Origin of the sequence: Gordonia oleivorans, from assembly GCF_040044975.1 — a bacterium.
Lineage (GTDB): Bacteria > Actinomycetota > Actinomycetes > Mycobacteriales > Mycobacteriaceae > Gordonia > Gordonia oleivorans.
The window spans coordinates 29,359-53,290 of the sequence record NZ_JBDZDI010000016.1 but is presented as its reverse complement, the minus strand read 5'-3'; the positions used below and the strand labels follow the sequence as shown (position 1 = coordinate 53,290).

Below are 23,932 nucleotides of genomic sequence, written 5' to 3'. Positions count from 1 at the left end.
GTGATCATGCAGGTCACAGCGTTACGGTCCGCTCTTGAGGCAACCTCATCAGTCCTCGAAGTCACACCAAATTGCACAACAGGACGACGGAAGCCTCTCGTAAGTGCCGTGGGGTCACTCGTGGCGTAGTGCGGAACAGCGGTTCAGCGCTTAAATGGCGCACCCAAGCCGACGCCGTGGTTATCGGCACACCTTCGGCCAGCATGAGGGATGCACACGTTCATCGGGCCGTGCGGAGTGGCACTCTTCGGACCCCTGCCCGGTGCAGCATCTATACCCAGTACCGGTACAGGCTGGTGGGTGCGTACGGCCGCCCGGACTCCTTGACCACCGCGTAGCGACTCTCGGTGGTCGCGGTGTCGGCGGCGAGCACGAGTTTGCCGCCCAGCACACTGCCTGCCCCGACGGCGGTCCCGAGGATCAGCGCGACGACGCCTGCCACTCCCCGTACCGCCCGGTTGAGGGTTGACTCGTTGCCTTCATCGTCGTCCCCTTTGTGGACCGCACGGCCCTATACCCATAGGGGTATCTGGTACCGTCTTGTCAAATACCCCATGGGGTATAAACCAAACTCCGGAAGGACCCCCGCATGACCATCGACCGCGCCGTCCTGATCATGGCCGGAACCATGATCCTGATTTCCGTGGCGCTCGGCGCCTTCGTTTCCGGATACTGGCTGTGGCTGACGGTGTTCGTCGGCCTCAACCTCCTGCAGTCCTCGTTCACCGGATTCTGTCCTGCGGCTTTTGTGTTCAAGAAGCTCGGACTCAAGCCCGGAGTGGCCTTCACCTGATTCCAGGCGCGGCGGTCGCCTGGAGTCAGGCGACCGCCGCCGAAACGCCGTAAAGACGCCGTCGGCGTGACGCCCGCTGCCACAGTCGAGCGAGAGAAGGGTCGGCCCTTTCGCGAGTGGTGCTCAACACGACGGGTGACCCACAACTCCACGCACCGCCGGTTCAACACCGGCCAGGTCGGCATCGCCATGCTCGCAGCGGGAGTGCTGTTCGCGTTGTATCCACTTGTCCGCGGCTTCGATTCCGAGGAGGGACGTGACGGCGCCGAGGCGTTCGCCATCCCGTCGTGGATGGCGGCCCACCCGTGCGCCATGGCCGGGTTCGTCCTGATCGCCGATTCCTCCCCAGCGCAGGCTCGGCCCTGAAACCGACCACGTGGCCAGCAGCGTCGCTACTGCTGCCCGCTACGGCACCGTCACAGCACCCAGATCCCACCGCACAGGGCCACGCCGAGCGGTGCGGTTTACCGATGATGCGCAACACATTGACATCCAAGGGAGATCTACCTCATAGTAGTGCAATTATTAATCTGTTAACGCACTGAACGTGCAGATGGGGGCAGCCGCCGTGGAAACATCACCCCGGATTCCAGCCAAGAAGTCGGACTTCACCGCCGAGTGGCTCACCGAGGTCTTCGCCTCGAAGTACCCGGGCACGACCGTCACATCGCTACAGGTCGACGAGGTCGATCAGGGGACGTCCACCCGTTTGCGACTCACCGCGGAGTACGCAGACCCGTCGCCCGACCTGCCGACACAACTGTTCGTCAAGACCAACTTCGACAACGTGTTCGGCGAACTGTTCACCGCAGCAGGCATCTACCACGCAGAGGTCAAGTTCTTCAACGACGTCCTCCCGGCGGTCGACATACCGACGCCGCGGTGCCTGCATGCCGAGCTCAGCGACGAGGACGGCTCGTTTGTCCTGGTGCTCGAGGATGTGGTCGCCGCAGACTGGGGCAAGGCCGAGGAACCCATCGATTGGGTTCGCGCAGAAGCGGTCTTGAAGGCGATGGCCCGCTATCACGCGCACTTCTGGAACTCGCCGAAACTCGATGACCTCGAGTGGGTGTGGACACCGAATGAGGGGCCGCAGGCCGATGCGATCAAGATGTTCTCCGACTACGCCAGCGAAAAGCTCGCCGCGGGTACGGTATTCGATCATCCCGTCCCTGAGGCGCTGCGCGATTCCGAGCGGGTCAAGCGCGCGGTCGAGGCATTGCTCCGTTACGACGCGGAGGTCCCCCGCACCCTGCTCCACAGCGACCCACACCTGAAGAACCTGGGTTTCCACCTCAGTGGCGAACCGATCTTCGTTGACTGGCAGGTGCTTCGCAAGGGGTGCTGGGCACTCGACGTGAGTTATTTCCTCTCGACCTCGCTGTCCACCGACGACCGGCGCGCCCATGAACGGGACTTGGTCACTGGGTACCTGAAGGAGTTGGCCGGCTACGGGATTGACGTTCCAGCCGACGAGGCGTGGCTCCAATACCGGGCACAGCCGCTTTATGGCCTCCTGGTGTGGCTCGCAACCCCGGTCGAGATGCAACCCGAGGCGGCAGTACGCGCATTCACCCTGCGGTTCCTCGCCGCGGCCGAAGACCTCGACACGATGGGTGCCATCGATGAGGTCTCGGGCAAGATGACGACCCACTGACCGTTCCGAGGTGCGTGCGGTGGTGTCCGCCGCACGCACCTCACTTCTCGCGCAGCGCCCGCACCAGTTGTCTGCCAAGGTGTTCGGCGTCCGCACGGAACACGAGAGCGGTCGGAACCGTCAGTGCCGGAACAACAGGCACGAACCTGACGCCGAGCTCGTCGGCACGCAGCAACGCTGCCTGCGCCGCGTAGAACACGCTCCACGAGTCGGGCCGTGCACGCACCGCCGACACCGCGCCGGTCTCGGCGCCGACCGTTGCCACTGCCGGGTCGAATCCCGCACTACGACAAGCGCGTAACACCGCGCGGGTGAGGTAGGAGCCGAGTGCATTCTCGGCGAAGATCAGCGGATAGGACACCAGGTCGTCGACCGCGTTTCGGGACCTCTCCGCCAGGGGATGCTGCTGCGACACGACCGCGACGACCCGATCCGGTGGCAGTGGAAGCGAGCGCAGATCGGCACGCACGTCGTCGCCGTGGACGATGGCGGCATCGAGTTCGCCCGCAGCCACCCACGATTGCCGCTGACCGGACGCAACGCTGACAATCTCGACGCCGGCGAGGCCATCCGTCGCGGGGAACAACGCACCCGGCACGCCGAGCCGCAGCGGTCGGGACGCCTCGGGACCGTCGCGGGCGGCGCGCCGGGCTGCGTCCTCCGCGACGATCAACGCACGCGCCGCCGGCAGGAACCGCGTACCCGCGGCGGTGAGCACCGGGGCGCGTCGAGAGCGATCGAACAACGGCGTACCCACCTCGCGTTCCAGTCGCGCGACCTGCTGACTCACGGCCGACTGCACGATGCCGAGGCGATCTGCGGCGGCCGTGAATGTTCCGGTGTCGGCCACCGCCAAGAAGTAGCGGACCTGGCGAAGTTCCATCGGTCAGACCGACACGAGACCGGATCGATTTATCACGAATAGTGATGATACCTATCCGTTTCTGATCGTTGTTGACGATGACGTGTCGCGGTGTGATCGATGTATGCACACGTTCGACACACCAGACGCGCGACTGCACCACACCGAATCGTCGCCGCCCATCTACGCGGCCACGGACAGTTCGAGACCCGGCGACGCCCGCCTGGGCGCGCTGATCACCATGGAGGAGCTGCCGTGAGCCAGTTCCTCGTGTTGTCTCGTCGTCGGCTGGAGCTGTTCTCCGACAACGATTTCGAGCGCGTCCTGCCCGCCGAGACCGAGCGGGTCCGCGAGCTCTACGCCAAGGGCGTGGTGCGGCAGATCTGGCTGCGCGACGACGTTCCCGGCGCCGCATTCGTCATCGAGGCCGACAGCCGTGCGGCCGCCGAGGCCTGCGTGGCCGAACTCCCCATGGCCGCAACCCAACTCAGTAAGTTCACGATCGTCGGCCTGCTGCCGTATCGGGGATTCGTTGGCTGATGGTCACCACGACACCGGAAGCCACACCTCGAACCGGGGGTGCAACCGTCGGCATGCCGCTTCCCGGGGCCCGGTGAGGAGCCGGCGACTGAAGACCTCCCGGCGAGACGCAGACCCAACGCCTCCGACGGAATGTTCCGTGGAACGCTCGTGACGGCGCGCACTACAGCCGGGTCGGGCCCGAGGCGGTCTGCGGCGTCCTGCAGGGTGAGCGTCTGGTCGATGGGTCCCTGTGCGGGTGGGGAGACCGTCCCGTGGCGCTTCATCCGGCACTCCGACACCGTTCCGATGCCCCCCAAAGATGGGGCTTGGCGGCTCCTCGTCGTACTGGAATCGTCGTTGTCGCGGCGCACCGCGCCCAAGGCCCGCAGGGCCTGCCGACATAACTGCGAGGACGCACGATGACCAGAGGCGGATGCAGTGGATCGACGCGTAGGTTCCGAGCAAGTCTGGCGGGCATAGGGATTGGGACTGCGCTCTGGTGGGGTGGCCAGGCCCTCGTCATGTCGACGGCCACCGCAGAACCGGTGGATTCGTCGAGTTCGACGTCAAGCATCCAGAGCGATGATCAGCAGTCAACGACCCCGGATCAGACCGCTGACACCGACCTCACCACAGAGCTCGACACACAACCGTCATCGACAGCCGAGACCGACGTGGCCTCCGACCCGACCGAGCCGACAACTCTCGAGCAGACTCCCACCGAGGAGCCGAGCACAGCAACCACCGCGACCAGCGAGGAACCCACCGCGGATTCCGGGGTGACGGTGGAACCCACTGAGATACAGGATCAAACACCCATCGGTGCCGATGTGCAGGAGACGCCTTCGGTATCACCGTCCGACTCTCCCACGACCCCGACATCGTCGCCGTCATCGGCGGACTCCCCATCAAACACACTGCAGCGCAACTCCGATAATGCGGCGGGCACGGACGCTCCAGCGGAATCCGCGACCCCGTACACGATCACTGCGAGCGATCCCTTGGAGCCGGTGGCCTCGCGGGCCTCGTCGAACGTCGTAGGCGAGGAACCTGCACCGGTGACCACGGATCAAGGGGTCCGCGTGGTGAATGCGCCGACGCACTTCGTGGCGACTCTCCTGAGCGTGCTGGGATTCAATCCGCTTGTCGCTGCCGATCCCACCACGCCGCCTCCGGCTCCTGCACTGGTATTCGTCTGGGCCGCTTGGCAACAGGTCAATCGCAAGTTTTTCAACTCCTATCCGACGATGTCGTCGACGTCGCAACTCGTCGACCCCACCATCGGCGTGGTGACCGGATCGCTCGGTGCCACCGATCCCGACGGTGATGTACTGACCTACACCGTGCTCACCCAACCCGAACACGGGACCGTCGTCGTATACCCGGACGGAACCTATTCCTACGCACCCGATCCCGACTATGTGCTCGGGTTGTCCGACCCGGCGAGCACCGCCTCGACCACGGATTCGTTCGCGGTCACGGCGTCTGATGAGACACCGGTCAACGGCGCGCACTGGCACCTGCTCTCGGCGACACCGTCGTCGGGCCAGACCGCAACCGTGACCGTACCGATCATTGCGCTGCAGGCGGTCAACCACGCCCCGACCATCGCGTCCTCGACCTCGACGAGCAGTCCGGTCAGCGGGCCGACGACGTTCGGCATTGATCAGTCGAACAACAGCCCCGATCGATGGCCGTGGGGTGTCACCCCGCTCAGCGCCGACGGCAAACAGATTGCCATCGTCAATTACGGAGCCAACACCGTGACCTTCCTCGACGTTGCCACCGGCACGAAATCAACTGTCCAGGTGGGCGAAGCGCCGATCCAGCTCGTGATGAGTCCGGACGGATCGCGCGCGTACGTGAACACCCTTGACGGTATCTCCGTGATCGACATGCGTACCGGCGCCGTGACCGAGATCCCGCCGGGAGGCGACACCTCGGATCTGGCGATGACACCGGATGGCGGGCTTCTCTACGTGACCACCGGCTCGGGCAACCAGGTAAGGGTCATCGACACCTCAACCAACACGACGGTCACGACGATTCCGTTGACCTACCCGTTTGGGGTGGCCATCGCCCCGGATGGCGGGTACGCCTACGTCACCAGCGACACCGACCCGGGCACCGTCTCGGTGATCGACACGTCCTCCAACACCATCGTGAAGACCATCGACGTCGGTGCCAACCCGGAGTCCGTCGTGATCTCGCCCGATGGCTCGACCCTCTACGTTGCCAACGACCAGACGGTATCGGTCGTCTCCATCGACACGTCGAACCCCGACAACGACGCAGTGACTGCCACGATTTCAGGCATCGGGAATCCGAACGGACTCGCGGTCAGCCCCGACGGGAAACGTCTCTACGTCGCGACGGAGAATTCGATCACGACCATCGACACCGCTACCGGGGCCGTCGTCGGCACCAACGCGATCACGTACCCACGCGGCGTCGCTGTCAGCCCGAATGGCACCACGCTCTACGCCACCAGCTTCACCGATGGCACCCGGGTGATCCCCATCGGAGTGGCCGGCCAGGTCACCGCCACCGACGAGGATCCCGGCGACACCATCAGCTACCAGATCACCACCCAGCCGACGAATGGCATCGTGACCCTGGACCCGAGCACCGGCCAATGGCTGTGCACGACCAACACGCCCGGCGCGATCACCGCCGACTCATTCGTCGTCACCGCATCCGACGGTCGCGGCCTGTCCACGTCGACGACAATGACCGTCCCGGCCGCCGATCCCGCCGTTACAGCCGAGAACACGGGCGTACAAGGAACCCCCTCGGTGTGACGCCCGCTGCCGCAGCGTGGCGACGCAGCGGTTGACACTTTGTGAGCACTGCTCTCTAATTAAAAGAGCAGTGCTCGCAACAACGACGGGTGAACCCTTGACTCCACACATGCCGCGCACCGCCACTTCGGCACCGGCCATCTCGGGCATCGCGATGATCGCAGCGGGAGTGATGTTCACGTTGTACCCACTGATCCGCGGTTTCGGATCCGAGGAGGGCCGCGCCGGTGCCGAGATGTTCGCCGCACTGTCGTGGATGGCGGCCCACCTGTGCGCCATGGTCGGGTCCGTGCTGATCGCCGTCGCCCTGCGCTTTCTCCCGAGCGCAGGTTCGGCGCTGGAGCTGACCGCATGGCTGGCGGCGTCGTTTCTGCTGCCCTACTACGGCGCCGAGGCCTACGGACTCAACGCGCTCGGACACTGGGCCCGCGACAACGCAAACTACGACGCCCTTCAGATCGCGGACGGGTTTCGCTACGCCCCGGTCCCGATGATCACCTTCGGAATCGGCTGGATCCTGCTGGCCGCAGTGGGAATCGCGCTGATCGTGCAGGCGGCGCGGGATCGCGGCGGACCGGCCATGAACCGGCTGGGCGCGGCGATCTCCGGTTTCGGGCTCACCGTGTTCCTACCGGTGTTCTTTGTGCCCGGCGTCCTCCGGATCGCCCACGGGATCGTTCTCGCCGTCGGCCTGATCATCTGGGGCGTCGCCGTGCTGATCGGGAATCAGCCCACGAGCCGGCTACGGGGCAAGACCGCAGACGAGGCCGACCCGTCTCGGCGCTATCGCCAATCTTCTTCGTTACCATGATCATTCACGGCGCCGACCGTCCACCCCGCGGCGCGGCCAACCCATTCTTGTAGGCGACGACGACGAGTTGCGCACGGTCACGCGCACCGACCTTGTGCATCGCACGCTGGACGTGCGTGCGGACGGTCAGCACACTGAGGTACAACTCTGCGGCGATCTCGTCGTTGGTCTGACCGTCGGCCACCATCCGCACGACCTCCACCTCACGCGCGGTGAGGTCGTCGATACCGGGCGTCGACACCTGCGGTGCAGCAACGGGTCCGGTGACGATCTGATTGATCACCGCCCTGGTCGCCCCCGGCGACAACAGACTGTCACCACCGGCGACCGTGCGGATCGCATCGACGAGAGTCGCTGCGCTGACATCCTTTCCGAGAAATCCGGCGGCGCCCGCGCGCAGTGCCCGCACCACATGGTCGTCGGTCTCGAAGGTCGTCAACACGATGATCCTCGTCGACGCCAAATTCGGCTCGGCGCAGATGTTTTCGGTGGCGGCGAGTCCATCCACCCGCGGCATCCGGATGTCCATCACGACGACGTCCGGGCGCAGTTCCCGCGCCAACCGCACCGCCTCGGCACCATCACCGGCCTCGGCCACCACCTCGAGATCCGGCGTCGAATCGATCAGAATCCGGAAGGTCTCGCGCAGGAGTGCTTGATCGTCGGCCAACAGCACCCGGATCACGGCGTCGTCTCCCGACCCGGCCGCCGTACCGGGGCCATCTGCTCGGGAGTGGTGATCGGCAGGGACGCCACCACGTGAAATCCGTTGTCCGGCAACCGTCCGGCACGCAGCTCCCCACCCACCGACTGTGCGCGTTCCCGCATGCCGACGAGGCCGAAACCCGACGCCCGGGTCGGCGTGCCCACCACCGCGTTGTCGACGGTGATCGTCAAGTGGTCACGTGCATAACGTAATCGGAGCGATGCCTGCGCCGAATCCGCATGCTTGGCGGCGTTGGTCAGGGCCTCCTGAATGATGCGGTACGCCGTCAGGTCGGTTCCCGGGGCCAACTCGATCGGCTCACCCTCGACGGCGAGGTCGACGCGCACACCGGCGTCGGCCGCCGCCGTCAGCAGATCCGGAAGTTGCGCCAATCCGGGCGCCGAGCGCAGATCATCGTCGGGCTCGTCCTCGGGGGTGCGCAGCACGCGGACGATGTCACGCATCTCGACAATCGCTGTGGCCGTAGACTTCTGGAGCTTGCCCAACAGGTCCCGTGCCACATCCGGATTCGCATCGAGCAGGTGAAGAGCGGTTCCGGCCTGCGCGTTGGCGACGGTCATGTGATGGGCGACGACGTCGTGCAGATCGCGGGCGATCCGGACCCGCTCCTCGGCGACCCGGGCGCGCGCCTCACTCTCCCGCGTCAGTTCCGCGGTGTCGGCGCGGGTGTGGACCGCGGCGAGATACATCGCGTTCAGCCGGCTCTGGGTACCGAGCACCACCGGGAGAACCACCCACAGCGCGGGACCGAGCGTGCGGATCACCACGGTGGTGTCGATCTGACCTCCGACCGCCGCGGCGATCACGAGCACCGAGACCACCGCCGCAGTCCACCAGGACACCCGGGCGGCGTGCTCGGCCGCGAACCGGAACAGCGCAACCATCAACGGCGCCAACAGAAGTGGAGTCAGAACGTAACCCAGGATTCCGAGGACCACGATGCACAGGGTGGTGATCGCGACGACCACCGGAGAGAACTTGCGCACGAACGGCAACGACGCCGACGCGATCAACACCAGCGCCTCGGCGGTGAGGAGACTTCCCGGGTGCACCCCGTCCGGGTCGGCGAGGTTCACCCCGACGACGGCTGCCACGAAGACCGCGACCGCGATGGCGGCATCGACGAGCCAGACGTGTGGCGTGGCGCGCCATCGGGATGTCAGTGACCGCCACACCGTCGACTCCCGCATGGCGTCCACCTCCTCGATTTCGTGCCCCCTGGTCTCCATCATGGCCGATCCCGCACCCGGCGCCGGCGGTGGTCGCCTCGCTACGCCCGGCTGTCCGCCGCCGGCGTTCCCGATTCCGGCTCGGGCACCGCGTCGGACTTGTCCAACGCACCACCCTCGATGTCGACCGCAGGCAGGATTCGGCCGAGCCACCGCGGCAACCACCACGCACTGTCCCCGAGCAACGCCATCACGGCGGGGACGATGCACAGGCGCACCACGAAGGCGTCGAACAGCACCGCCGCGGCCAGACTCAACCCGAGCATCTTGATGAACGCATCGGATTCGACGACGAACCCGCCGAAGACGGCCATCATGATCAGCGCCGCCGCGACGACCACCCGTGCGCTCTGCGTCATCCCGCGGGCGATCGCCTCTCGGGCGCCGACGCCGGTGACGTAGGCCTCCCGCATCCGGGAGACCAGGAACACCTCGTAATCCATCGCGAGACCGAAGACGATGCCGATCACGAAGATGGGGACCGCACTCTGGATGGGGCCGGTGACCTCCACGCCGAACACGCTGTCCAGGACGCCTTTCTGGAACACGAGCACGGTGACGCCCAGTGCGGCCAGGACCGAGAGCAGGAATCCCAGCGCCGCAGTGACCGGGATGAGAATCGAGCGGAACACGATGAGCAGGAGCAGCACCGCCAGACCGATCACCGTCGCCAGGTACGGCACCAGCGCACCCTGGATCTTCGACGACAGGTCGATGTTGATCGCGGTGTTGCCGGTCACGGTGAACGTGGCCCCGGTGCCACGGACGAGGTCGCCGCGGATGTCCCGCAGGTGATGCACCAGGGTCTCGGTCTGCGCGTCGGTGGGTGCGGTCGTCGGAATCGCCTGGAACAGTGCGGTGTCGCCCTTCTCGTTCGGCATCGACGGGGACACCGACGCGATGCCGTCGACCGCGGCGATCCGGTCGGCGATCGTGGTGACCGCGGCATGCGGAGCCGGGGCGTTCTGAGCGTCGACGACGATCATCAGCGGGCCGTTGAAGCCCGGGCCGAAGGCCGTTGCCAACTCGTCGTAGGCGCGTCGTTGACTCGTCGACGTCGACTTCGACTCATCGCCGGGCATGCCGAGTCGCAGATCGGCGACCGGGATGGCCAGCAGGCCGAGCGCCAGCACCCCGACCACCACGGACAGGATGGGACGGTGCAGGATGAACCCCGACCAGCGCTGTGCCGCAGAGGGTTTCGTCGAACCCTTGCCTTCGACGACGACAACCCCGTCGCGGCGCGCCTTCCGCGACAGCACCCGTTGCGGGGCCAAGCCGATGATCGCCGGCACCAGGGTGAGTGCCGCGAGGACGGCCACGACGACCGCGCCGGCGGCCGCCAATCCCATCTTGGTGAGCATGGGCATGCCGATCACGGTGAGACCCGCCAGCGCGATGACGACGGTCAGCCCGGCGAACAGCACCGCCGACCCCGCGGTGCCGGCCGTCATCGACACCGCGTCGATCGGGGTGCGTTCCGCAGCCCGTTCCTCGCGGTAGCGGGAGACCACGAACAGTGCGTAGTCGATGCCCACGGCCAGGCCGAGCATCAGCGCCAGCGTCGACGACGTCGACGACAATCCCAGCGTGTCGGCGAGCGCCAGGATGGACAGCATGCTGATCCCGACGCCGACCAGCGCGGTCAGCAACGGCAGGCCGGCCGCGACGATCGAGCCGAGGGTGACCAGCAGGATGACCGCCGCCAACGCGATCGCGATCATCTCGGCGACGCCGGTCGGACCACCCGATTCCAGGGCGTCACCACCGGCATCGACGGTCAGGCCACCGACCCGGGCCCCGGCCACCACGTCGTCGACGGCCGTCCGCGTCGCGGTGGTGACCGACGCGGCGCCGACGTCGAAGGTCACCGATGCATAGGCGGCGGACTTGTCGGCGCTGACCGCATCGGAATCGAAGGGGGCGTCCACCCTGTCGACCTGATCGACCGATCCGAGCTCTGCGACCGCCTCGTCGATGGTGGCGCGGTATCGCGGATCGGTGATCTGCGAACCTTCCGGAGCGACGAAGACCACTGTCGCGCTGCCGGTTTCCGCGTTCACACCGGGAAAGCGTTCGTCCATCAGCTCGAAGGTGCGCTGCGATTCGGTGCCCGGCATGGAGAAGTCGTCGGGTGGGGCGGGAGGCGCGGAGAGCATCGCGATCAGGGTGCCGGCCAGAACCAGCAACCACACGATCGCCACGGTCGCCCGTCGCCGGAAAGCGAAGGCACCCAGACGTGCCGGCATCGAAGCCACAGCGAATCCCATCCTCTGATGAACCGGTCATTCGAATCGACCGGATGAATCGTCGGGTTCGATCCTCCGACGAGGACGACGCGCGGTCATCGCGCGGTGGGAGGCACTTTCGCTACTGATATCGGAGGACACGTGAGCCGAGTGAGTACTGCACCTGCAGTAGAGCCCTCATCTCGGCAGCCCGCGATGCAGATCGGCCTGCCCGACCACGAGCCGCGCGGCACGGTGGACACACAGGCCCGTCCACACCGCCGAGATGAGCGCAATCACCAGCAATTCGCCTGTCACCCATCGTAATCCGGCTCCGGCGATCATGTTCGACGGGTCTTGCACAATCAGCACCGCGGCCCCCACCGACAGCGTCCCGACCACCGCCGACGGCCAGGCGGCGCGAGCCTCGATGTGGTGTTTCGCATCGATGACCTCCGCGGCCCGCCACGGGCCGCGCGACCCCGACCGGTCGTTGAGTTGCGACAGGGCGACGAAGAGATCCGGATTCCGGCGAGGTTGGGTGGAGCGGCGATAGGACAGCACCCACGCGCTCGCCGCGACCACGGCGATGACGACGAGGGAAAGGTAGAGCACAACCCAGCGTAACCCCGCAGAGCGACCTCAATGCGAGACGGCGGTGAACGGGATCGCCGACGTTCCAGGTGGTGTTCGTGTCCACGCCGGCGGGGCGGGGATTGTGCCAGGAACCCGGCGCCCGAGTAGTAGACCAGCTTGGCACACTCCACGATCGCAGGTGGCGGTGCTGCTGACCATCTTCATCATCGCGGCGAATCTGATACTCGGGCGTCCCCTCATCCGATCGATGCTCTTCGCTCACGAGGCGAGCGATGTGAAGGTGCCGGGATGAGGATGGCGACCGCCGCGGACTGGCTTTGGATCAGCGCGGTCAGCAGGAACTGGATGACGGCGAACATGATGATCGGCATCAGGAAGGTCATCGACACGATGTTCACCACGAGCGTTCTGTCTTCCCGGGACACTTCGTAGGTGGGCCGCAGGCTCTGGAAGAGTCCGAGCACCTCACCGACGACGCCGGCCATCGGCAGGTCGGCGGCCGCCGACGACACGATCAGGATGTACCCCCGTCGCTCGATGATCGCCTCGGTACTCGCCTGAACGGTGGTGAACACCCCGATCACATTCACCTCGATCAGCCGGCGGAACGCGACCGGATCGACGTGGCGGACCGTTCCGTCACTGTGAATGCCCGCGTTGGCGATCACGACATCGATTCCAGCCGAACTCGCAGACGCCGACGGCGACCGCCCGACCTCCACAGCCGCGATGTCAGAGACATCCACGACGCGGGGAGATCGCGCGATCGCTATCCAGCTGTCGCGCAACGTCTTTCAGACTGTCGGCGTTGTCGTCGAGGGTCAGCGGCGCACCGTATCGGGGCGACAGTACCGCGGTGGCCGACCGTTACCCGCGAACCCGCCGCAGGTCAGTCCCCCGACTCCGGGGCCCGATCGCCGATCGTGCCGTTGAGGTCGATGGCGTCGTTGCGGATGGTCCGGCCCTTGCCGACGGCCGGGATCAGCTCGTACTCGGCGAGAATTGATCCGACCTCGTTGGATTGGACCTTGCCCAGGATCGCGTCGCGGATCTTGCTCGGTCCGGGCAGGTCGACCACCGCGCCGTCGCGCAGTCGGCTCGTCGCGGCCAGCAGGCTGCGCACGTCGTAGGTGGAGTTGAACACCTCGGGCACCGCACGTTCGATGTCGAGCAGTGTGTAGACCGCTTCCATCGGTGTGCGAACGGAGTACTCCGTGGTGAAGATGCAGTCGCGGCTCGTCTCAGCGAACTGCCCGATGAAGGCGAAGTTGACCGCCCCTGCCGGTACCACGTCTGGTCGGTCACCGGCCTGACGCGGCATGAAGAAGGAGGTCACATACGGCATCATCACCGGCACCGCCTTCGCGGAAGTGGCTGCCATGTCGGCAATTTCGTCATCGGGCACCCCGAGGTGGTACAGCCACTCGGAGACGATCTCTTCTCCGGTGCACTCCGACATCGTCTTCTTGACGTGATCACCGGGGGTGTCGACGAGCAGCGAGTACACCCAGATGACGATCTGGTCCTCGGGTTGCTGTTTGAAATGCGGCTGGCGGTTGACCGTCCAGCTCATCTGCCAGCTGGAGTCCTTGACCGTGACGATGCCGCCGGTGACGACCTTGCCGGAGAACGGATCCCGCTTGGTGATCTTCTGGATGTATTCGGGAATGCGCTTGTCGAGAGTGGTGACCGTGCAGGATTCCCATTTGGTCTTGGCGATGTTGCCACCGAACACGTCGGGTCGTCCGAAGGACGGATCCTTCGCGGCGATGCGGCGCCACAGATCCCACGCCGGGGCGGGCCCTTCGTCGAGGGTGGCCGGAGTGTGATGATCACCGTTGTTCGAGTTCTCGGTCAGCGACCCGATGGTCATGAACAACAGGTCGTCGGCACCGAGTTCGGTCACGCCCTCGCCCGCCTCACCGATCGTGCTGTGCGGGCCAGCGATCCAATGAATTGCGGTGGCCTGCTTGCGATCTGACGACAGATCGAAGTCGGCGTCGGTGATCTCGGTATCGAAGTGGAAGGTGACACCCTGATCGAGCAGCCACGTGTAGAGGGGCAGTACCAGCGATTCGTACTGGTTGTACTTGGTGAACTTGAGGGCGCTGAAGTCCGGCAATCCGCCGATGTGATGAATGAATCGGTGGATGTAGAGCTTCATCTCCAGCGCCGAATGCCAGCGTTCGAAGGCGAACATGGTGGTCCAGTACAACCAGAAGTTGCTGGCGAAGAATTCGTCGCCGAAGACCTCGTCGATGCGCTTGTTCTCCATCTCCTCACGCGTGGCGAGGAAGACCTTGACCATCTCCTTCTGCGCCCGATCACTGAGGGTGAACTTGTTGTCGGTGTGCGCATCCTGACCGCGATTGATGGTGGCGCGCTGCAAGGAATAATTGGGATCATCCTTGTTGAGCCAGTAGAACTCGTCGAGCACGCTGGCGCCCTCGATCTCGATCGACGGGATCGACCGGAACAGATCCCAGAGGCACTCGAAGTGGTTCTCCATCTCGCGGCCACCGCGGACGACGAACCCCTTCTCGGGCTCCTTGATGCCGTCGAGTGCGCCACCCGGCAGCTTCAATCGCTCGAAAACGGTGATCTTGTCGCCGGACATCTGTCCGTCGCGGATCAGGAATGCCGCCCCGGACAGGGACGCGAGGCCTGCCCCGACGAACCAGGCGGTTTTGTCGTCGACACCCTTGGGCTTACGTGGACGTGCGAATGCTTCGTAGTTGCCACTGCTGTAGTACACCGTCTGCCTCTCGCTGGAGATTCTCCGTACCCCCGTCATCCACATCTATCATCCCCCGGTGATCATCGGACCAATTCCGTAGGTGACTTCACCTGCTCTCAGGAATGACGTGTCCGACACATGGTGGCCCGCATGTACAAGAGCGCACCCACCATCCCCGTATCTCGGCATGGATCATTGCTCCGGCACGCCGCATCTTGTCGCTTCCACGGTCTTCGTGCTCGAGCAACCGACGAGTGCTCGGGATGCTGACGATTCCTTCGTCGGCGGCCGCCGACAGTCGGTGAGCAGTGAGCTCACGTCTCGATGTGAAATGGGTGTCGAGATAGGGCAACGTATCCATTCATCACAACGATTGTCAGGCGGACACATCCTCGGCGTCGGCGCGGGACGACGATCGGCGCACGGCGTGCCGGCATCGTGTCGGCGATCGTCATCCTCATCGCGCTGAGCGCACCGCTCATCAGTACACCGACCGCTGCCGCCCTGCCGCCCGGGCTGAACTACGTCGCCCTCGGCGACTCGCGGGCGGCGGGGTCGCTGCCCGCCTTCGAGCCGGCGAACGGATGCTGGCAGAGTTCGGTGTCCTACCCGCGCGTCCTGGCCCGCAGCATCGGACCGCACAGTTTCGTCGACCGCTCATGCGCCGGCGCGTGGGCGGCCAACATCACTCATCTCCCGGAGAACGGACCTTTCGGCCCGATCCCGCCGCAGATCCGGTGGGTTACCCGGTCCACGGATCTCGTCACCATCTCCATCGGCGGCAATGATCTGAACTGGGGCGCCATCGCCGGCCGGTGTACCACACAGGTGCCGGGTGGCGATGCCCGCTGCCGGACCAACGGGGCGCACCTGGCGGCCGCCGACCGATCACTGAATCACATGACGGCGGTGATGGATTCGGCGGTGCGGGCGGTGCGGGCCGCGGCGGCGCCGCACGCCCGGATCGTGATCGTCGGCCACGGTGGCGTCATCGGCACCCGCGGATGTTGGCCGTTCGTCCCGGCGTCGGATGCCGATGCCCGCTGGATGAACTCGTTCATGACGAAAGTCAATGCCGCCCAGGCACGGATCGCGCAACGGTATGACGCCGCGTTCATCGATGTGATGAGACGTTCGGTGGGTCACGACCCGTGCGCCGCGCAGCCGTGGTTCGAGGGGACGGTGCCGCGGTCGCTGGCGGTATCGGGGCATCCGAACGAGATCGGTATGGCCAAGATCGCCGAGTGGATTCGCACGCAGGTGCGCTGACCGGCGGACCTCAGCTCGCGCTCCACCCGCCATCCATGGCGTAGGACGCGCCGGTCACCATGCCGGCATCCGCCGACGACAGCCAGCACACCAACGAGGCCACATTCTCCGGCGTCGCCATCTGCTTGATCGCGGTTTCGGTGAGCAGGACGTTCTCGACGACGTCGGCCTCGGAAATGCCGTGCACGCGAGCCTGATCGGCGATCTGTTTGTCGACGAGTTCGGTGTGGACGTACCCCGGACTCACGCAGTTGCTGGTGACGCCGTGCGACGCCCCCTCCAACGCCGCGACCTTCGACAACCCTTCGAGGGCATGTTTGGCCGAGACGTAGGCCGACTTGTAGGCCGACGCCCGACGGCCGTGCACCGACGAGATGTTGACGATGCGTCCGAAACCGTTGCGGTACATGGCCGGTAGCGCCGCCCGGATCAACAGGAACGGCGCCTCCACCATCAGGGCGTGCATCCGGCGAAACGTGTCGGGTTCGAACTCTTCGATCGGCGCGACCGATTGGATACCGGCATTGTTGACCAGGATGTCGACGTCGAGGTGCAGATCCTCGAGGTCGGCGGTGTCGAGGAGATCGACACCCCAGGCCTGCCCACCGATGTCGGCGGCGAGTTGTTTGGCGGCCACCTCGTCGAGGTCGGCGACGAGCACCTCGGCGCCGCGGTCGGCCAGCGCCCGCGCGCACGCCGCTCCGATTCCCCTGGCGCCACCGGTGATCAGGGCATGACGTCCGGCGAACTCCGCACTCATGCGCTCACCTGCTCACGGCGCGAACCGATTCCGAGGTTGTCGCGGGCGTCGGCGGCGTCGATGGATTCCAGTGTGATGCCCCGGGTTTCGCGGGCGAAGTACACCGCGATCAGGGTGACGACGGCGGCCGCGGCCAGGTAGATCGCGATGGGGACCGAGGAGTGGAATCGGCTGAGCAGTGCCGCGGCGATGATCGGGGCGAGCGACCCGGCGACGATGGAGGTGACCTGATAGCCCAGGGACACACCGGAATACCGCGTCCGCGTCGGGAACATCTCGGCCATGATCGCCGGCTGTCCGGCGTACATGAAGGCGTGGAAGACCAGGCCGATGATGATCGCCAGCATGATGACGGTGTTGTGACCACTGTTCATCATCGGGAAGGCGAAGAATCCCCACAGACCGGCCGTGACGGCGCCGATCGCGTACACCGGCCGACGTCCGACGCGGTCGGAGAGCCTGCCCACCAACGGGATCACACCGAAGTGCACGGCATGGGCGACGAGCATCCACCACAGGATGTGGGCGGTGTCGGCGTGCACGACGATCTTCAGGTAGGTGATGGAGAAGGTGACCACCAGGTAATACATGATGTTCTCGGCGAAGCGCAGGCCCATCGCGGTGAGCACGCCACGCGGGTAGAGCTTGATGACCTCGAGGACGCTGAACGACGACGCCTTGACCTCCTCGACCTCCTCCTGCGCCCGGACGAAGATCGGGGCGTCGGTGACCTTGGTCCGCACGTAGTAGCCGACCAGGACGATCACCGCCGACAGCCAGAAGGCCACGCGCCACCCCCAGCCGAGGAAGGCCTCGTCGCTGAGCACCGACGTCAGGATCAGCAGCACGACGGTCGCGACGAGGTTGCCCATCGGCACGCCCGCCTGCGGCCACGACGCCCAGAAACCCCGTCGACGACTGGGACTGTGTTAGGCGACCAGCAAGACCGCGCCGCCCCACTCACCGCCGACCGCGAATCCCTGGATGAACCGCAACGCCACCAGCAGGGCAGGTGCGAGATACCCGATCGCGGCGTAGGTCGGCAGGCAGCCCATCAGGAAGGTCGACGCACCGACGAGAATCAGGCTGAACTGCAGCAGCTTCTTTCGGCCGAACTTGTCGCCGTAGTGACCGAACACCACACCACCGAGTGGTCGGGCGACGAAGCCGACGGCGTAGGTGACGAAGGCGGCGATGATCGCGTCGAGTTCGTTGCCGCCGGCCGGGAAGAACACCTTGCTGAACACCAGCGTGGCGGCGGTGCCGTACAGGAAGAACTCGTACCACTCGACGATGGTGCCCGCCATGGATGCGGCGACCACACGTCGCAGACCCGATGGGCGGTACGTCTCCGGCTCACCGATCCCCGGACTCGAGACGTTTGACATTGCCACTCCTCTCAGAACACCGCCACTGTGATGGCGCTCACGTTCATTCGGGTATTGGTGCTCATCGATGCGCGTTCAATGGACGATCCGTCGCACCACATCTGCAAGAATGCAGATATGCGCTGGGACAAGGTCAGCTCCGAGGATCTCCGCATCCTGCTGGCGGTCGGCCGGACCGGGCGTTTCACCACCGCCGCCGACGTCACCGGCCTCAATCACACGACCGTCTCGCGCCGCATCGAGCAGTTGGAGAAGGCGCTGGCCGGCCGGGTGCTGGCACGCGGAACCGGCGGATGGGAACTGACCGACCTGGGCCGACGCGCCTTCGCCGCAGCCGAACGCATCGAGGCCGCACTGCATGATCTCGACGACACCGGCCAGGGTGAGCCCGCACTCAGCGGCGTCGTGCGACTGTCGGCCACCGACGGCTTCTCCGCGTTGCTCGCTGCGCCCGCCGCCGTCGACGTGCGCTCCCGACATCCGGGCGTCAGCGTCGAGATCGTGACGGCCACGCGGGTCGCGTCGCACACGCGCACCGGTCTCGACATCGAGATCGTCGTCGGCGAGCCGCACGTCCACCGCGCCGAGGCACTGCGGCTGGCCGATTACCGCCTCGGGCTGTACGCGTCGCGGCAGTACGCGGCCGACCACGTCATGCCCGAGAGCCCGAAAGAGCTCACCGCGCATCCGCTCGTGTACTTCGTCGACTCGATGCTGGCCGTCGACGACCTCGACCTTGCGCGGACGCTGGTACCGCAGATGGCCGAGGGGGTCACGTCGACGAATGTCTTCGTCCACGTGGAGGCCACTCGTGCGCACGCGGGTATCGGGCTGTTGCCGTGCTATCTGGCCGACCGTCATGACGATCTGATCCGCGTCCTGCCCGACGTGAACGCACAACTCACCTATTGGCTGGTCGCCCGCGCGGAGTCCTTCCGACGCCCCGCTGTCGCCGCGGTCATCGACGCCATCCGCCGCGTCGTCGAGGGCCACAGATCCGCCCTGCTGGGTGCGGCATCACCCCGGGAGTAGCCGGGCGATTTCGTCGGTGAGCGATGATTTCTCGCCGCGCACGTGGTCTACCCCCTTGTCGGGTCCACCACGACCATCAGGAGGAGAAATGCGCAAACTCGTTGTCACACAGAACATCACTCTCGACGGATCGATCGAGATGCTCACCACGTGGTTCGATCCCACCGATCAGACCCCCGACCTACTGGCCGAGAGTCACCGCCAGGACGCGCAGGCCGACGCACTTCTGTTGGGGCGTAAGACCTTCGAGGATTTTCGCGGGTACTGGCCGCGACAGGATGACGACGCCACCGGAATCACCGACTACCTCAATACCGTCGAGAAGTACGTCGTGTCGTCGACGCTGACCGATCCGCAGTGGCAGAACACCTCGATCCTTTCCGGAATCGACACCGTCGCAGAGGTTCTGGCGTTGAAGGAACTCCCTGGCAAGGACATCGTCGTCACCGGCAGCATCGCACTCACCCATGCCCTGATCGGTGCCGGCCTGGTGGACGAGTACCGACTGTTCGTCTATCCGGCGGTGCAGGGCCGGGGCCGGCGACTGTTCCCGGACGGGACCGACGTCCCAGCCCTCCACCTCGACGACTGCACGTCGTTCAGCAATGGTGTTGCGTTACTGAGGTATTCGACGAACTGAGGCGCGGATTCAGTGGTGCGAGTGTGCGTGCTCGGTGGTCAATCCCGCCTGATGCACGTGGGCGTGGGTGTGCTCGACGTCGTCGTGCGTGTGGGTGTGGGCGTGCTCCACATGATCGTGACTGTGGGTGGTGTGCGCGTGGACGTGCGCGCCACCATCGTGGGAGTGCTCGTGGGTGTGCACTTCGGGAGTGGGTTCGGACATGTCACTTCTCCTGTCTGTGTTCGTGTTCCGGAATTCGGCTCACGTCTTCGTGCAGATGATGGCGGGGTATCCCCGGACCGGCGTGTTCGGCGTTGAACACCGCGTCGGCCACCAGTTGGCGAACGTGATCGTTCTCCAGGGAGTAGATGACCTGCGTCCCTTCGCGCCGGGTGCGCACCAGGCGTGCCATCCGGAGCTTCGCGAGATGTTGACTCACCGACGGCGCCGGTTTGCCCACGATCTCGGCCAGCTGATTCACCGACCGCTCGCCACGGCACAGCGTCCACAGAACCTGAACGCGGGTGGAATCGGCGAGCATGCGGAACACCTCGACGACCAGGGCGACCTGATCATCGGGGAGTACAGCGTCCGGTAAATCACTATCTGCATTCATACGCAGATAATGTAACCCCGATGGGGTTGTGTGCGCCACCCTCGCATCGTTGACAGCGCTTTGGTGTGCGTTGACGGCGCTCTGGCCTGCGTTGACAGCGCTCTGGTGTGCGTTGATGGCGCTGTGGGTCCTGTCCCAGCGCACCCTGCGGAGGTCTCGACTCGGCGCTCGCCCTGGGGGGCTCGCACCGGCTCGACCGGCGATGAAGGGCTCGGCCCGCGGTTGGATGGGTCGCGTCGGGCACCGGGTCGCGTCGGGCTCGACCGGCGATGAAGGGCTCGACCCGCGGTTGGATGGGTCGCGTCGGGCTCGACCGGCGATAAAAGGCTCGACCGGCGACAAAGGAAGGCGATTGCCTTCGGCGGGTCAGCGACGCAATTCCGACGGTGCCGCGAACTCCGCCGGACGGTCCGACTGCCAGGAATGCCAGCGCTCCCAGTTGGCCACCGACCACGTCTGCAGACGCTCGTCGACGCCCGGGATCAGCCGCCGCAGCACCTCGCCGACGAGGCGCGGCGGCACCTGCGCGAGCAGGATCGCGACGCCGATCCAGCCGCCCGGCAGATCGAAGCGACGACGATTCTGCGGGAGCATGAACAGCCGGGCGTATCCCGACTGGGCCTGCAGGTGATACCAGGCGCGCAGGCGGTCGCGGCGGCTCATGTCGGGCCGCGGCTCGAATCCGGGCACGAACGACTCGACGAGTTCGGCTCCGGCAGAACCGGAGTCGTAGGAACGGGTGGCGTCGAACAGGTACAGCAGGCGCAGGCCGTCGGAGATGGTCTGCGGGTAGATGTCGTCGACGCGGACGCCGAGCAGGTAACCGAGGTAGCGGTTGAACATCAGCGACGCCTCGAGTTCGGCCTTGGAGGTGATGTACCCCAGGCCGTAGAGCCCCATCGCCGGTCCGACGCTGCCGCCGAGAAGCGTCAGCAGCATCTCGCTCTGGCTGATCGGCAGACCCCACTTCTCGTCATCCCACTCGTGGTGACGCCGCACGCCGGCACGCACCGACACGTGCATGACGCGCACCCGCATCGTCGTCGCGCGCCCGAGGCTTCCGGGACGCAGGATCGCCCCCGGCCTCGACACCTCGATCCACCACCGGCTCGTCTCGAGATAGCGATGCAACGCTCGTTCACCCGCATACCCGCCGGCCAGCGACAGGGGTACCGCCAGCGAGCCCTCGGTGTAGGTGTCCATGGTGCCGGCGTTGCCGACCCCGCCCAGCGCGTACGCCCAGCGTCGCCACACCGCGGCGCCCGCCTCGATCGTAGCGGGATCGGCCCACTCGGGAAGCGTGTCGAACTCCGCGAACAGGTCCCGCATCGACTGCGGTGCGTCGTCGATGGCGTCAATGCCCTGGTCGAGGGCCCGATCGAGGAGTTCACGACTCGCCTGCGGACCGAGATCACCGCGGTAGGTCTCGGCGACGAACCGCTCCGCGGTCGGATCGCCGGCGCTGAGCAGTTCGCCGTAGCGCCGCGCGATCCGGTCATCGGGGAGCAGGTCGACCCCGGTCAGCTTCAGCACACGGTTGCGCAGACGTGCGTGCCCCGAGTCACCCAACGGCCAGCGGTAGGCGGTGGGCAGGGCCGCCGCCTCGTCGGCCGGGCTCTCCGACGACGGGTCGAGCGTGGCACTTCCACCACCCGTTGAGATCAATTCGCAATTTCGTCTCACCCAGCGAGGGTAACCCACTCACCGTCTCGAGCAAGGCCGGTGCGCGATCTTCGACGATCAACTGATCGCGAAGTACCCCGCCGCATAGGCCACGGCCGGCGCCATGTTTCCGAGGACCTTCTGGTTGACGTTGGCGTAGGTGTCCTGCGCCGTGTGGTAGTTCTGGTCGAAGATCTCACCGGCGGTGCCACCCCATTTTGCCGCCTGTGCAGGGGTTTTCACCTTGTCGGCACCGGAATCGATTCCCCCGGAGGCGATCCCCGCCTGCGCGAAGGCGTCGTAGTCGGAGCGGCCGTCGAATCCCGACACCTCGGGCTGCACTCCCCGACCGGTGAGGAATCGGGTGAACACCGCCTCGATCGTCCCGGAACCGGCCGGACCCGCATACGAGTCCGGCAGCTTCGACGACCCGTCCCCGTCGTAGACGAAGTACCCACCGTTGTGCGAACCGAGCATGTCGAAGTTCAGGTAGCGCTTGATCTTTGCCTGCTGACTCGCCGGCAGCGACGTGACGTAGTGGGTCGATCCGATGAGACCTTCCTCCTCGGCTCCCCAGAAGGCGAAACGTACCTTGTTCCGCACCGGCGCCACCGCGGTCATGGTGATCGCGGTCTGCAGCACACTCGCCGATCCCGAACCGTTGTCGTTGATCCCCGGCCCCTCTGGGACGCTGTCGAGGTGCGCACCCAGCATCACCACCGAATCCGATGAGCCGAAATGGGTTTCGGCCATCAGGTTCCACGACTTCACCCGTGTGGTCGAGGCGTCGACGGCGAGGGTCAGCGATCCGGCCTGGCGGACCTGCGAACCCTGCGCACGCGCGACACCGAGGACCGGGATCGGGTCGCCGGCATCCTCGCCGAGTGTGCCCTGAATCGAGCCGTCCTCATTGTTGACGATGACGAGGGCCTTGGCGCCGGCTTTCTTGGCGTTGCCGGCCTTGTCGCCGAACGCGCACACACCACGTTCGACGACGACGATGGAACCGCGGGTCGCCGCACCGAAGTCGGACGCCTCGCATCCCGGCGTGGCATCCGATGCCGGCACCTCGGTGACCGGTGCGGTCACCGACGGTGTGGCACCGGAGTAGGCGAGCACCTCCGATTCGATTGCCGCGCCGCCGGCGCTCAGCGAATGGCTGCGCTCCTCGAACTGGGTGGCGGTGAATTCCTGACGCGTCGGCATGTAACCGGCCGCGCGCAGTTTGCCTTCCACATAGTCGAGGCTCTGCAGGTAGCCGGTGGTGCCGAGCGAACGATTGCCCCCGTTGCGTGCCGCGATCGCCTGGAGCGCACGCAGATGAGCCGACACGTTGGTGGCCGTGACGCCGCCCGCGACGAGATTCCCGTAGCGATCGGCGATCGGATCCGCCGCCGACGCCAGCGCACTGCCGGTGATCGTCGTCGCGACCGCGACCGACGTCGCCACGCATGCGGTGACCAGTGATCGGCGTAAGAATCGTCGTGCGCTCACGGTAGCTCCCCGTCTGCAGCCATCAGGACATCCGACACCGGGAGAACTCCGTCCGGGGTTCTGCCGGTTTCACGACACTTGTCGGCGTTTGAGCACGCTACCGCACCACGGTCTCCATGTCGTGG

23 protein-coding genes and 1 pseudogene are annotated in these 23,932 nt (G+C 65.9%); 10 read left to right on the top strand and 14 right to left on the bottom strand.

Annotated features, from left to right (window positions below):
• Positions 1-271: 271 nt before the first annotated feature.
• Entirely contained in the window at positions 272-442 is a 171-nt protein-coding gene (locus ABLE92_RS19255) for a hypothetical protein (RefSeq protein ID WP_348806385.1), read from the bottom strand.
• Between the two features lie 147 nt (positions 443-589).
• Here ABLE92_RS19255 and ABLE92_RS19250 point away from each other — a divergent pair, with 147 nt between their 5' ends.
• The 3 genes from ABLE92_RS19250 to ABLE92_RS19240 all read left to right on the top strand — a co-directional run bounded on the left by ABLE92_RS19250 (position 590) and on the right by ABLE92_RS19240 (position 2,450).
• Positions 590-793 carry a YgaP family membrane protein gene (locus tag ABLE92_RS19250; RefSeq protein ID WP_348806384.1) on the top strand — a complete coding sequence of 68 codons (204 nt, stop codon included), beginning with the start codon at positions 590-592 and terminating at the stop codon, positions 791-793.
• A 135-nt stretch (positions 794-928) separates the two neighbouring features.
• Positions 929-1,159: a hypothetical protein gene (locus ABLE92_RS19245; RefSeq protein WP_348806383.1), complete on the top strand. Its 231-nt coding sequence runs from the start codon at positions 929-931 to the stop codon at positions 1,157-1,159.
• 187 nt (positions 1,160-1,346) lie between these two features.
• Positions 1,347-2,450 (top strand): protein kinase family protein, encoded by a 1,104-nt coding sequence (locus ABLE92_RS19240; protein WP_348806458.1) that lies wholly within the window; start codon positions 1,347-1,349, stop codon positions 2,448-2,450.
• A 40-nt stretch (positions 2,451-2,490) separates the two neighbouring features.
• Here the strand turns inward: ABLE92_RS19240 and ABLE92_RS19235 are convergent, their stop codons facing one another.
• On the bottom strand, positions 2,491-3,333 hold the full coding sequence (locus ABLE92_RS19235) for a LysR family transcriptional regulator (RefSeq protein ID WP_348806382.1): 843 nt from the start codon (positions 3,331-3,333) through the stop codon (positions 2,491-2,493).
• A gap of 103 nt (positions 3,334-3,436) precedes the next feature.
• Here ABLE92_RS19235 and ABLE92_RS19230 point away from each other — a divergent pair, with 103 nt between their 5' ends.
• From ABLE92_RS19230 to ABLE92_RS19215, 4 genes are all read left to right on the top strand, one after another.
• Positions 3,437-3,571 carry a hypothetical protein gene (locus ABLE92_RS19230; protein WP_348806381.1) on the top strand — a complete coding sequence of 45 codons (135 nt, stop codon included), beginning with the start codon at positions 3,437-3,439 and terminating at the stop codon, positions 3,569-3,571.
• On the top strand, positions 3,568-3,852 hold the full coding sequence (locus tag ABLE92_RS19225; protein WP_348806380.1) for a YciI family protein: 285 nt from the start codon (positions 3,568-3,570) through the stop codon (positions 3,850-3,852). The genes ABLE92_RS19230 and ABLE92_RS19225 overlap by 4 nt, the downstream gene beginning before the upstream one ends.
• A 1,040-nt stretch (positions 3,853-4,892) precedes the next feature.
• Positions 4,893-6,635 (top strand): cadherin-like domain-containing protein, encoded by a 1,743-nt coding sequence (locus tag ABLE92_RS19220; RefSeq protein ID WP_348806379.1) that lies wholly within the window; start codon positions 4,893-4,895, stop codon positions 6,633-6,635.
• A 109-nt stretch (positions 6,636-6,744) separates the two neighbouring features.
• On the top strand, positions 6,745-7,446 hold the full coding sequence (locus ABLE92_RS19215) for a hypothetical protein (RefSeq protein ID WP_348806378.1): 702 nt from the start codon (positions 6,745-6,747) through the stop codon (positions 7,444-7,446).
• 4 nt (positions 7,447-7,450) lie between these two features.
• Here ABLE92_RS19215 and ABLE92_RS19210 read toward each other — a convergent pair whose 3' ends face one another.
• The 6 genes from ABLE92_RS19210 to ABLE92_RS19185 form a co-directional block, all read right to left on the bottom strand.
• Positions 7,451-8,131, bottom strand: coding sequence for a response regulator transcription factor (locus tag ABLE92_RS19210; protein WP_348806377.1), 681 nt, complete (start codon positions 8,129-8,131; stop codon positions 7,451-7,453).
• Positions 8,128-9,405, bottom strand: a complete 1,278-nt coding sequence (locus tag ABLE92_RS19205) for a sensor histidine kinase (RefSeq protein WP_348806376.1) — start codon at positions 9,403-9,405, stop codon at positions 8,128-8,130. Before ABLE92_RS19205 ends, ABLE92_RS19210 begins: the two co-directional genes overlap by 4 nt.
• Positions 9,406-9,443: 38 nt before the next feature.
• Positions 9,444-11,651 (bottom strand): MMPL family transporter, encoded by a 2,208-nt coding sequence (locus ABLE92_RS19200; RefSeq protein WP_348806375.1) that lies wholly within the window; start codon positions 11,649-11,651, stop codon positions 9,444-9,446.
• Between the two features lie 177 nt (positions 11,652-11,828).
• Positions 11,829-12,245, bottom strand: a complete 417-nt coding sequence (locus ABLE92_RS19195; RefSeq protein ID WP_348806374.1) for a hypothetical protein — start codon at positions 12,243-12,245, stop codon at positions 11,829-11,831.
• A gap of 218 nt (positions 12,246-12,463) precedes the next feature.
• Positions 12,464-12,973 (bottom strand): SDR family NAD(P)-dependent oxidoreductase, encoded by a 510-nt coding sequence (locus ABLE92_RS19190; RefSeq protein WP_348806373.1) that lies wholly within the window; start codon positions 12,971-12,973, stop codon positions 12,464-12,466.
• Positions 12,974-13,116: 143 nt separating this feature from the next.
• Complete coding sequence (locus ABLE92_RS19185; RefSeq protein WP_348806457.1) at positions 13,117-14,982, bottom strand: oleate hydratase; 1,866 nt, start codon at positions 14,980-14,982, stop codon at positions 13,117-13,119.
• 420 nt (positions 14,983-15,402) lie between these two features.
• On the opposite strand from ABLE92_RS19185, the gene ABLE92_RS19180 reads away from it, so the two are divergent.
• A complete protein-coding gene (locus ABLE92_RS19180) occupies positions 15,403-16,233 on the top strand; it encodes an SGNH/GDSL hydrolase family protein (protein ID WP_348806372.1) in 831 nt (276 codons plus the stop codon).
• Between the two features lie 10 nt (positions 16,234-16,243).
• Here the strand turns inward: ABLE92_RS19180 and ABLE92_RS19175 are convergent, their stop codons facing one another.
• Positions 16,244-16,993 carry a 3-hydroxybutyrate dehydrogenase gene (locus tag ABLE92_RS19175; protein WP_348806371.1) on the bottom strand — a complete coding sequence of 250 codons (750 nt, stop codon included), beginning with the start codon at positions 16,991-16,993 and terminating at the stop codon, positions 16,244-16,246.
• A pseudogene (locus tag ABLE92_RS19170) lies at positions 16,990-18,381 on the bottom strand (MFS transporter). Before ABLE92_RS19170 ends, ABLE92_RS19175 begins: the two are co-directional and overlap by 4 nt.
• A gap of 78 nt (positions 18,382-18,459) precedes the next feature.
• Here ABLE92_RS19170 and ABLE92_RS19165 point away from each other — a divergent pair.
• Both ABLE92_RS19165 and ABLE92_RS19160 read left to right on the top strand, forming a co-directional pair.
• Positions 18,460-19,413 carry a LysR family transcriptional regulator gene (locus ABLE92_RS19165; RefSeq protein WP_348806456.1) on the top strand — a complete coding sequence of 318 codons (954 nt, stop codon included), beginning with the start codon at positions 18,460-18,462 and terminating at the stop codon, positions 19,411-19,413.
• An 88-nt stretch (positions 19,414-19,501) separates the two neighbouring features.
• The gene (locus ABLE92_RS19160; RefSeq protein WP_348806370.1) at positions 19,502-20,053 is read left to right on the top strand and encodes a dihydrofolate reductase family protein; all 552 of its coding nucleotides are present in this window, start codon (positions 19,502-19,504) and stop codon (positions 20,051-20,053) included.
• Positions 20,054-20,062: 9 nt separating this feature from the next.
• Here ABLE92_RS19160 and ABLE92_RS19155 read toward each other — a convergent pair whose 3' ends face one another.
• From ABLE92_RS19155 to ABLE92_RS19140, 4 genes are all read right to left on the bottom strand, one after another.
• Positions 20,063-20,257: a zinc transporter Slc39a7 gene (locus ABLE92_RS19155; protein ID WP_348806369.1), complete on the bottom strand. Its 195-nt coding sequence runs from the start codon at positions 20,255-20,257 to the stop codon at positions 20,063-20,065.
• A 1-nt stretch (position 20,258) separates the two neighbouring features.
• Positions 20,259-20,651: an ArsR/SmtB family transcription factor gene (locus tag ABLE92_RS19150; protein WP_348806368.1), complete on the bottom strand. Its 393-nt coding sequence runs from the start codon at positions 20,649-20,651 to the stop codon at positions 20,259-20,261.
• Positions 20,652-21,017: 366 nt separating this feature from the next.
• Entirely contained in the window at positions 21,018-22,244 is a 1,227-nt protein-coding gene (locus ABLE92_RS19145; protein ID WP_348806455.1) for an oxygenase MpaB family protein, read from the bottom strand.
• 147 nt (positions 22,245-22,391) lie between these two features.
• Complete coding sequence (locus ABLE92_RS19140; RefSeq protein ID WP_348806367.1) at positions 22,392-23,807, bottom strand: M28 family peptidase; 1,416 nt, start codon at positions 23,805-23,807, stop codon at positions 22,392-22,394.
• Positions 23,808-23,932 lie beyond the last annotated feature (125 nt).

Coding starts and splice junctions, on each gene's coding strand:
- ABLE92_RS19250 (WP_348806384.1), top strand. CDS start 590: ATGACCATCGACCGCGCCGTCCTGATCATGGCCGGAACCATGATCCTG.
- ABLE92_RS19240 (WP_348806458.1), top strand. CDS start 1,347: ATGGGGGCAGCCGCCGTGGAAACATCACCCCGGATTCCAGCCAAGAAG.
- ABLE92_RS19235 (WP_348806382.1), bottom strand. CDS start 3,333: ATGGAACTTCGCCAGGTCCGCTACTTCTTGGCGGTGGCCGACACCGGA.
- ABLE92_RS19230 (WP_348806381.1), top strand. CDS start 3,437: ATGCACACGTTCGACACACCAGACGCGCGACTGCACCACACCGAATCG.
- ABLE92_RS19215 (WP_348806378.1), top strand. CDS start 6,745: ATGCCGCGCACCGCCACTTCGGCACCGGCCATCTCGGGCATCGCGATG.
- ABLE92_RS19205 (WP_348806376.1), bottom strand. CDS start 9,405: ATGATGGAGACCAGGGGGCACGAAATCGAGGAGGTGGACGCCATGCGG.
- ABLE92_RS19200 (WP_348806375.1), bottom strand. CDS start 11,651: ATGCCGGCACGTCTGGGTGCCTTCGCTTTCCGGCGACGGGCGACCGTG.
- ABLE92_RS19175 (WP_348806371.1), bottom strand. CDS start 16,993: ATGAGTGCGGAGTTCGCCGGACGTCATGCCCTGATCACCGGTGGCGCC.
- ABLE92_RS19165 (WP_348806456.1), top strand. CDS start 18,460: ATGGACGATCCGTCGCACCACATCTGCAAGAATGCAGATATGCGCTGG.
- ABLE92_RS19160 (WP_348806370.1), top strand. CDS start 19,502: ATGCGCAAACTCGTTGTCACACAGAACATCACTCTCGACGGATCGATC.
- ABLE92_RS19155 (WP_348806369.1), bottom strand. CDS start 20,257: ATGTCCGAACCCACTCCCGAAGTGCACACCCACGAGCACTCCCACGAT.
- ABLE92_RS19150 (WP_348806368.1), bottom strand. CDS start 20,651: ATGAATGCAGATAGTGATTTACCGGACGCTGTACTCCCCGATGATCAG.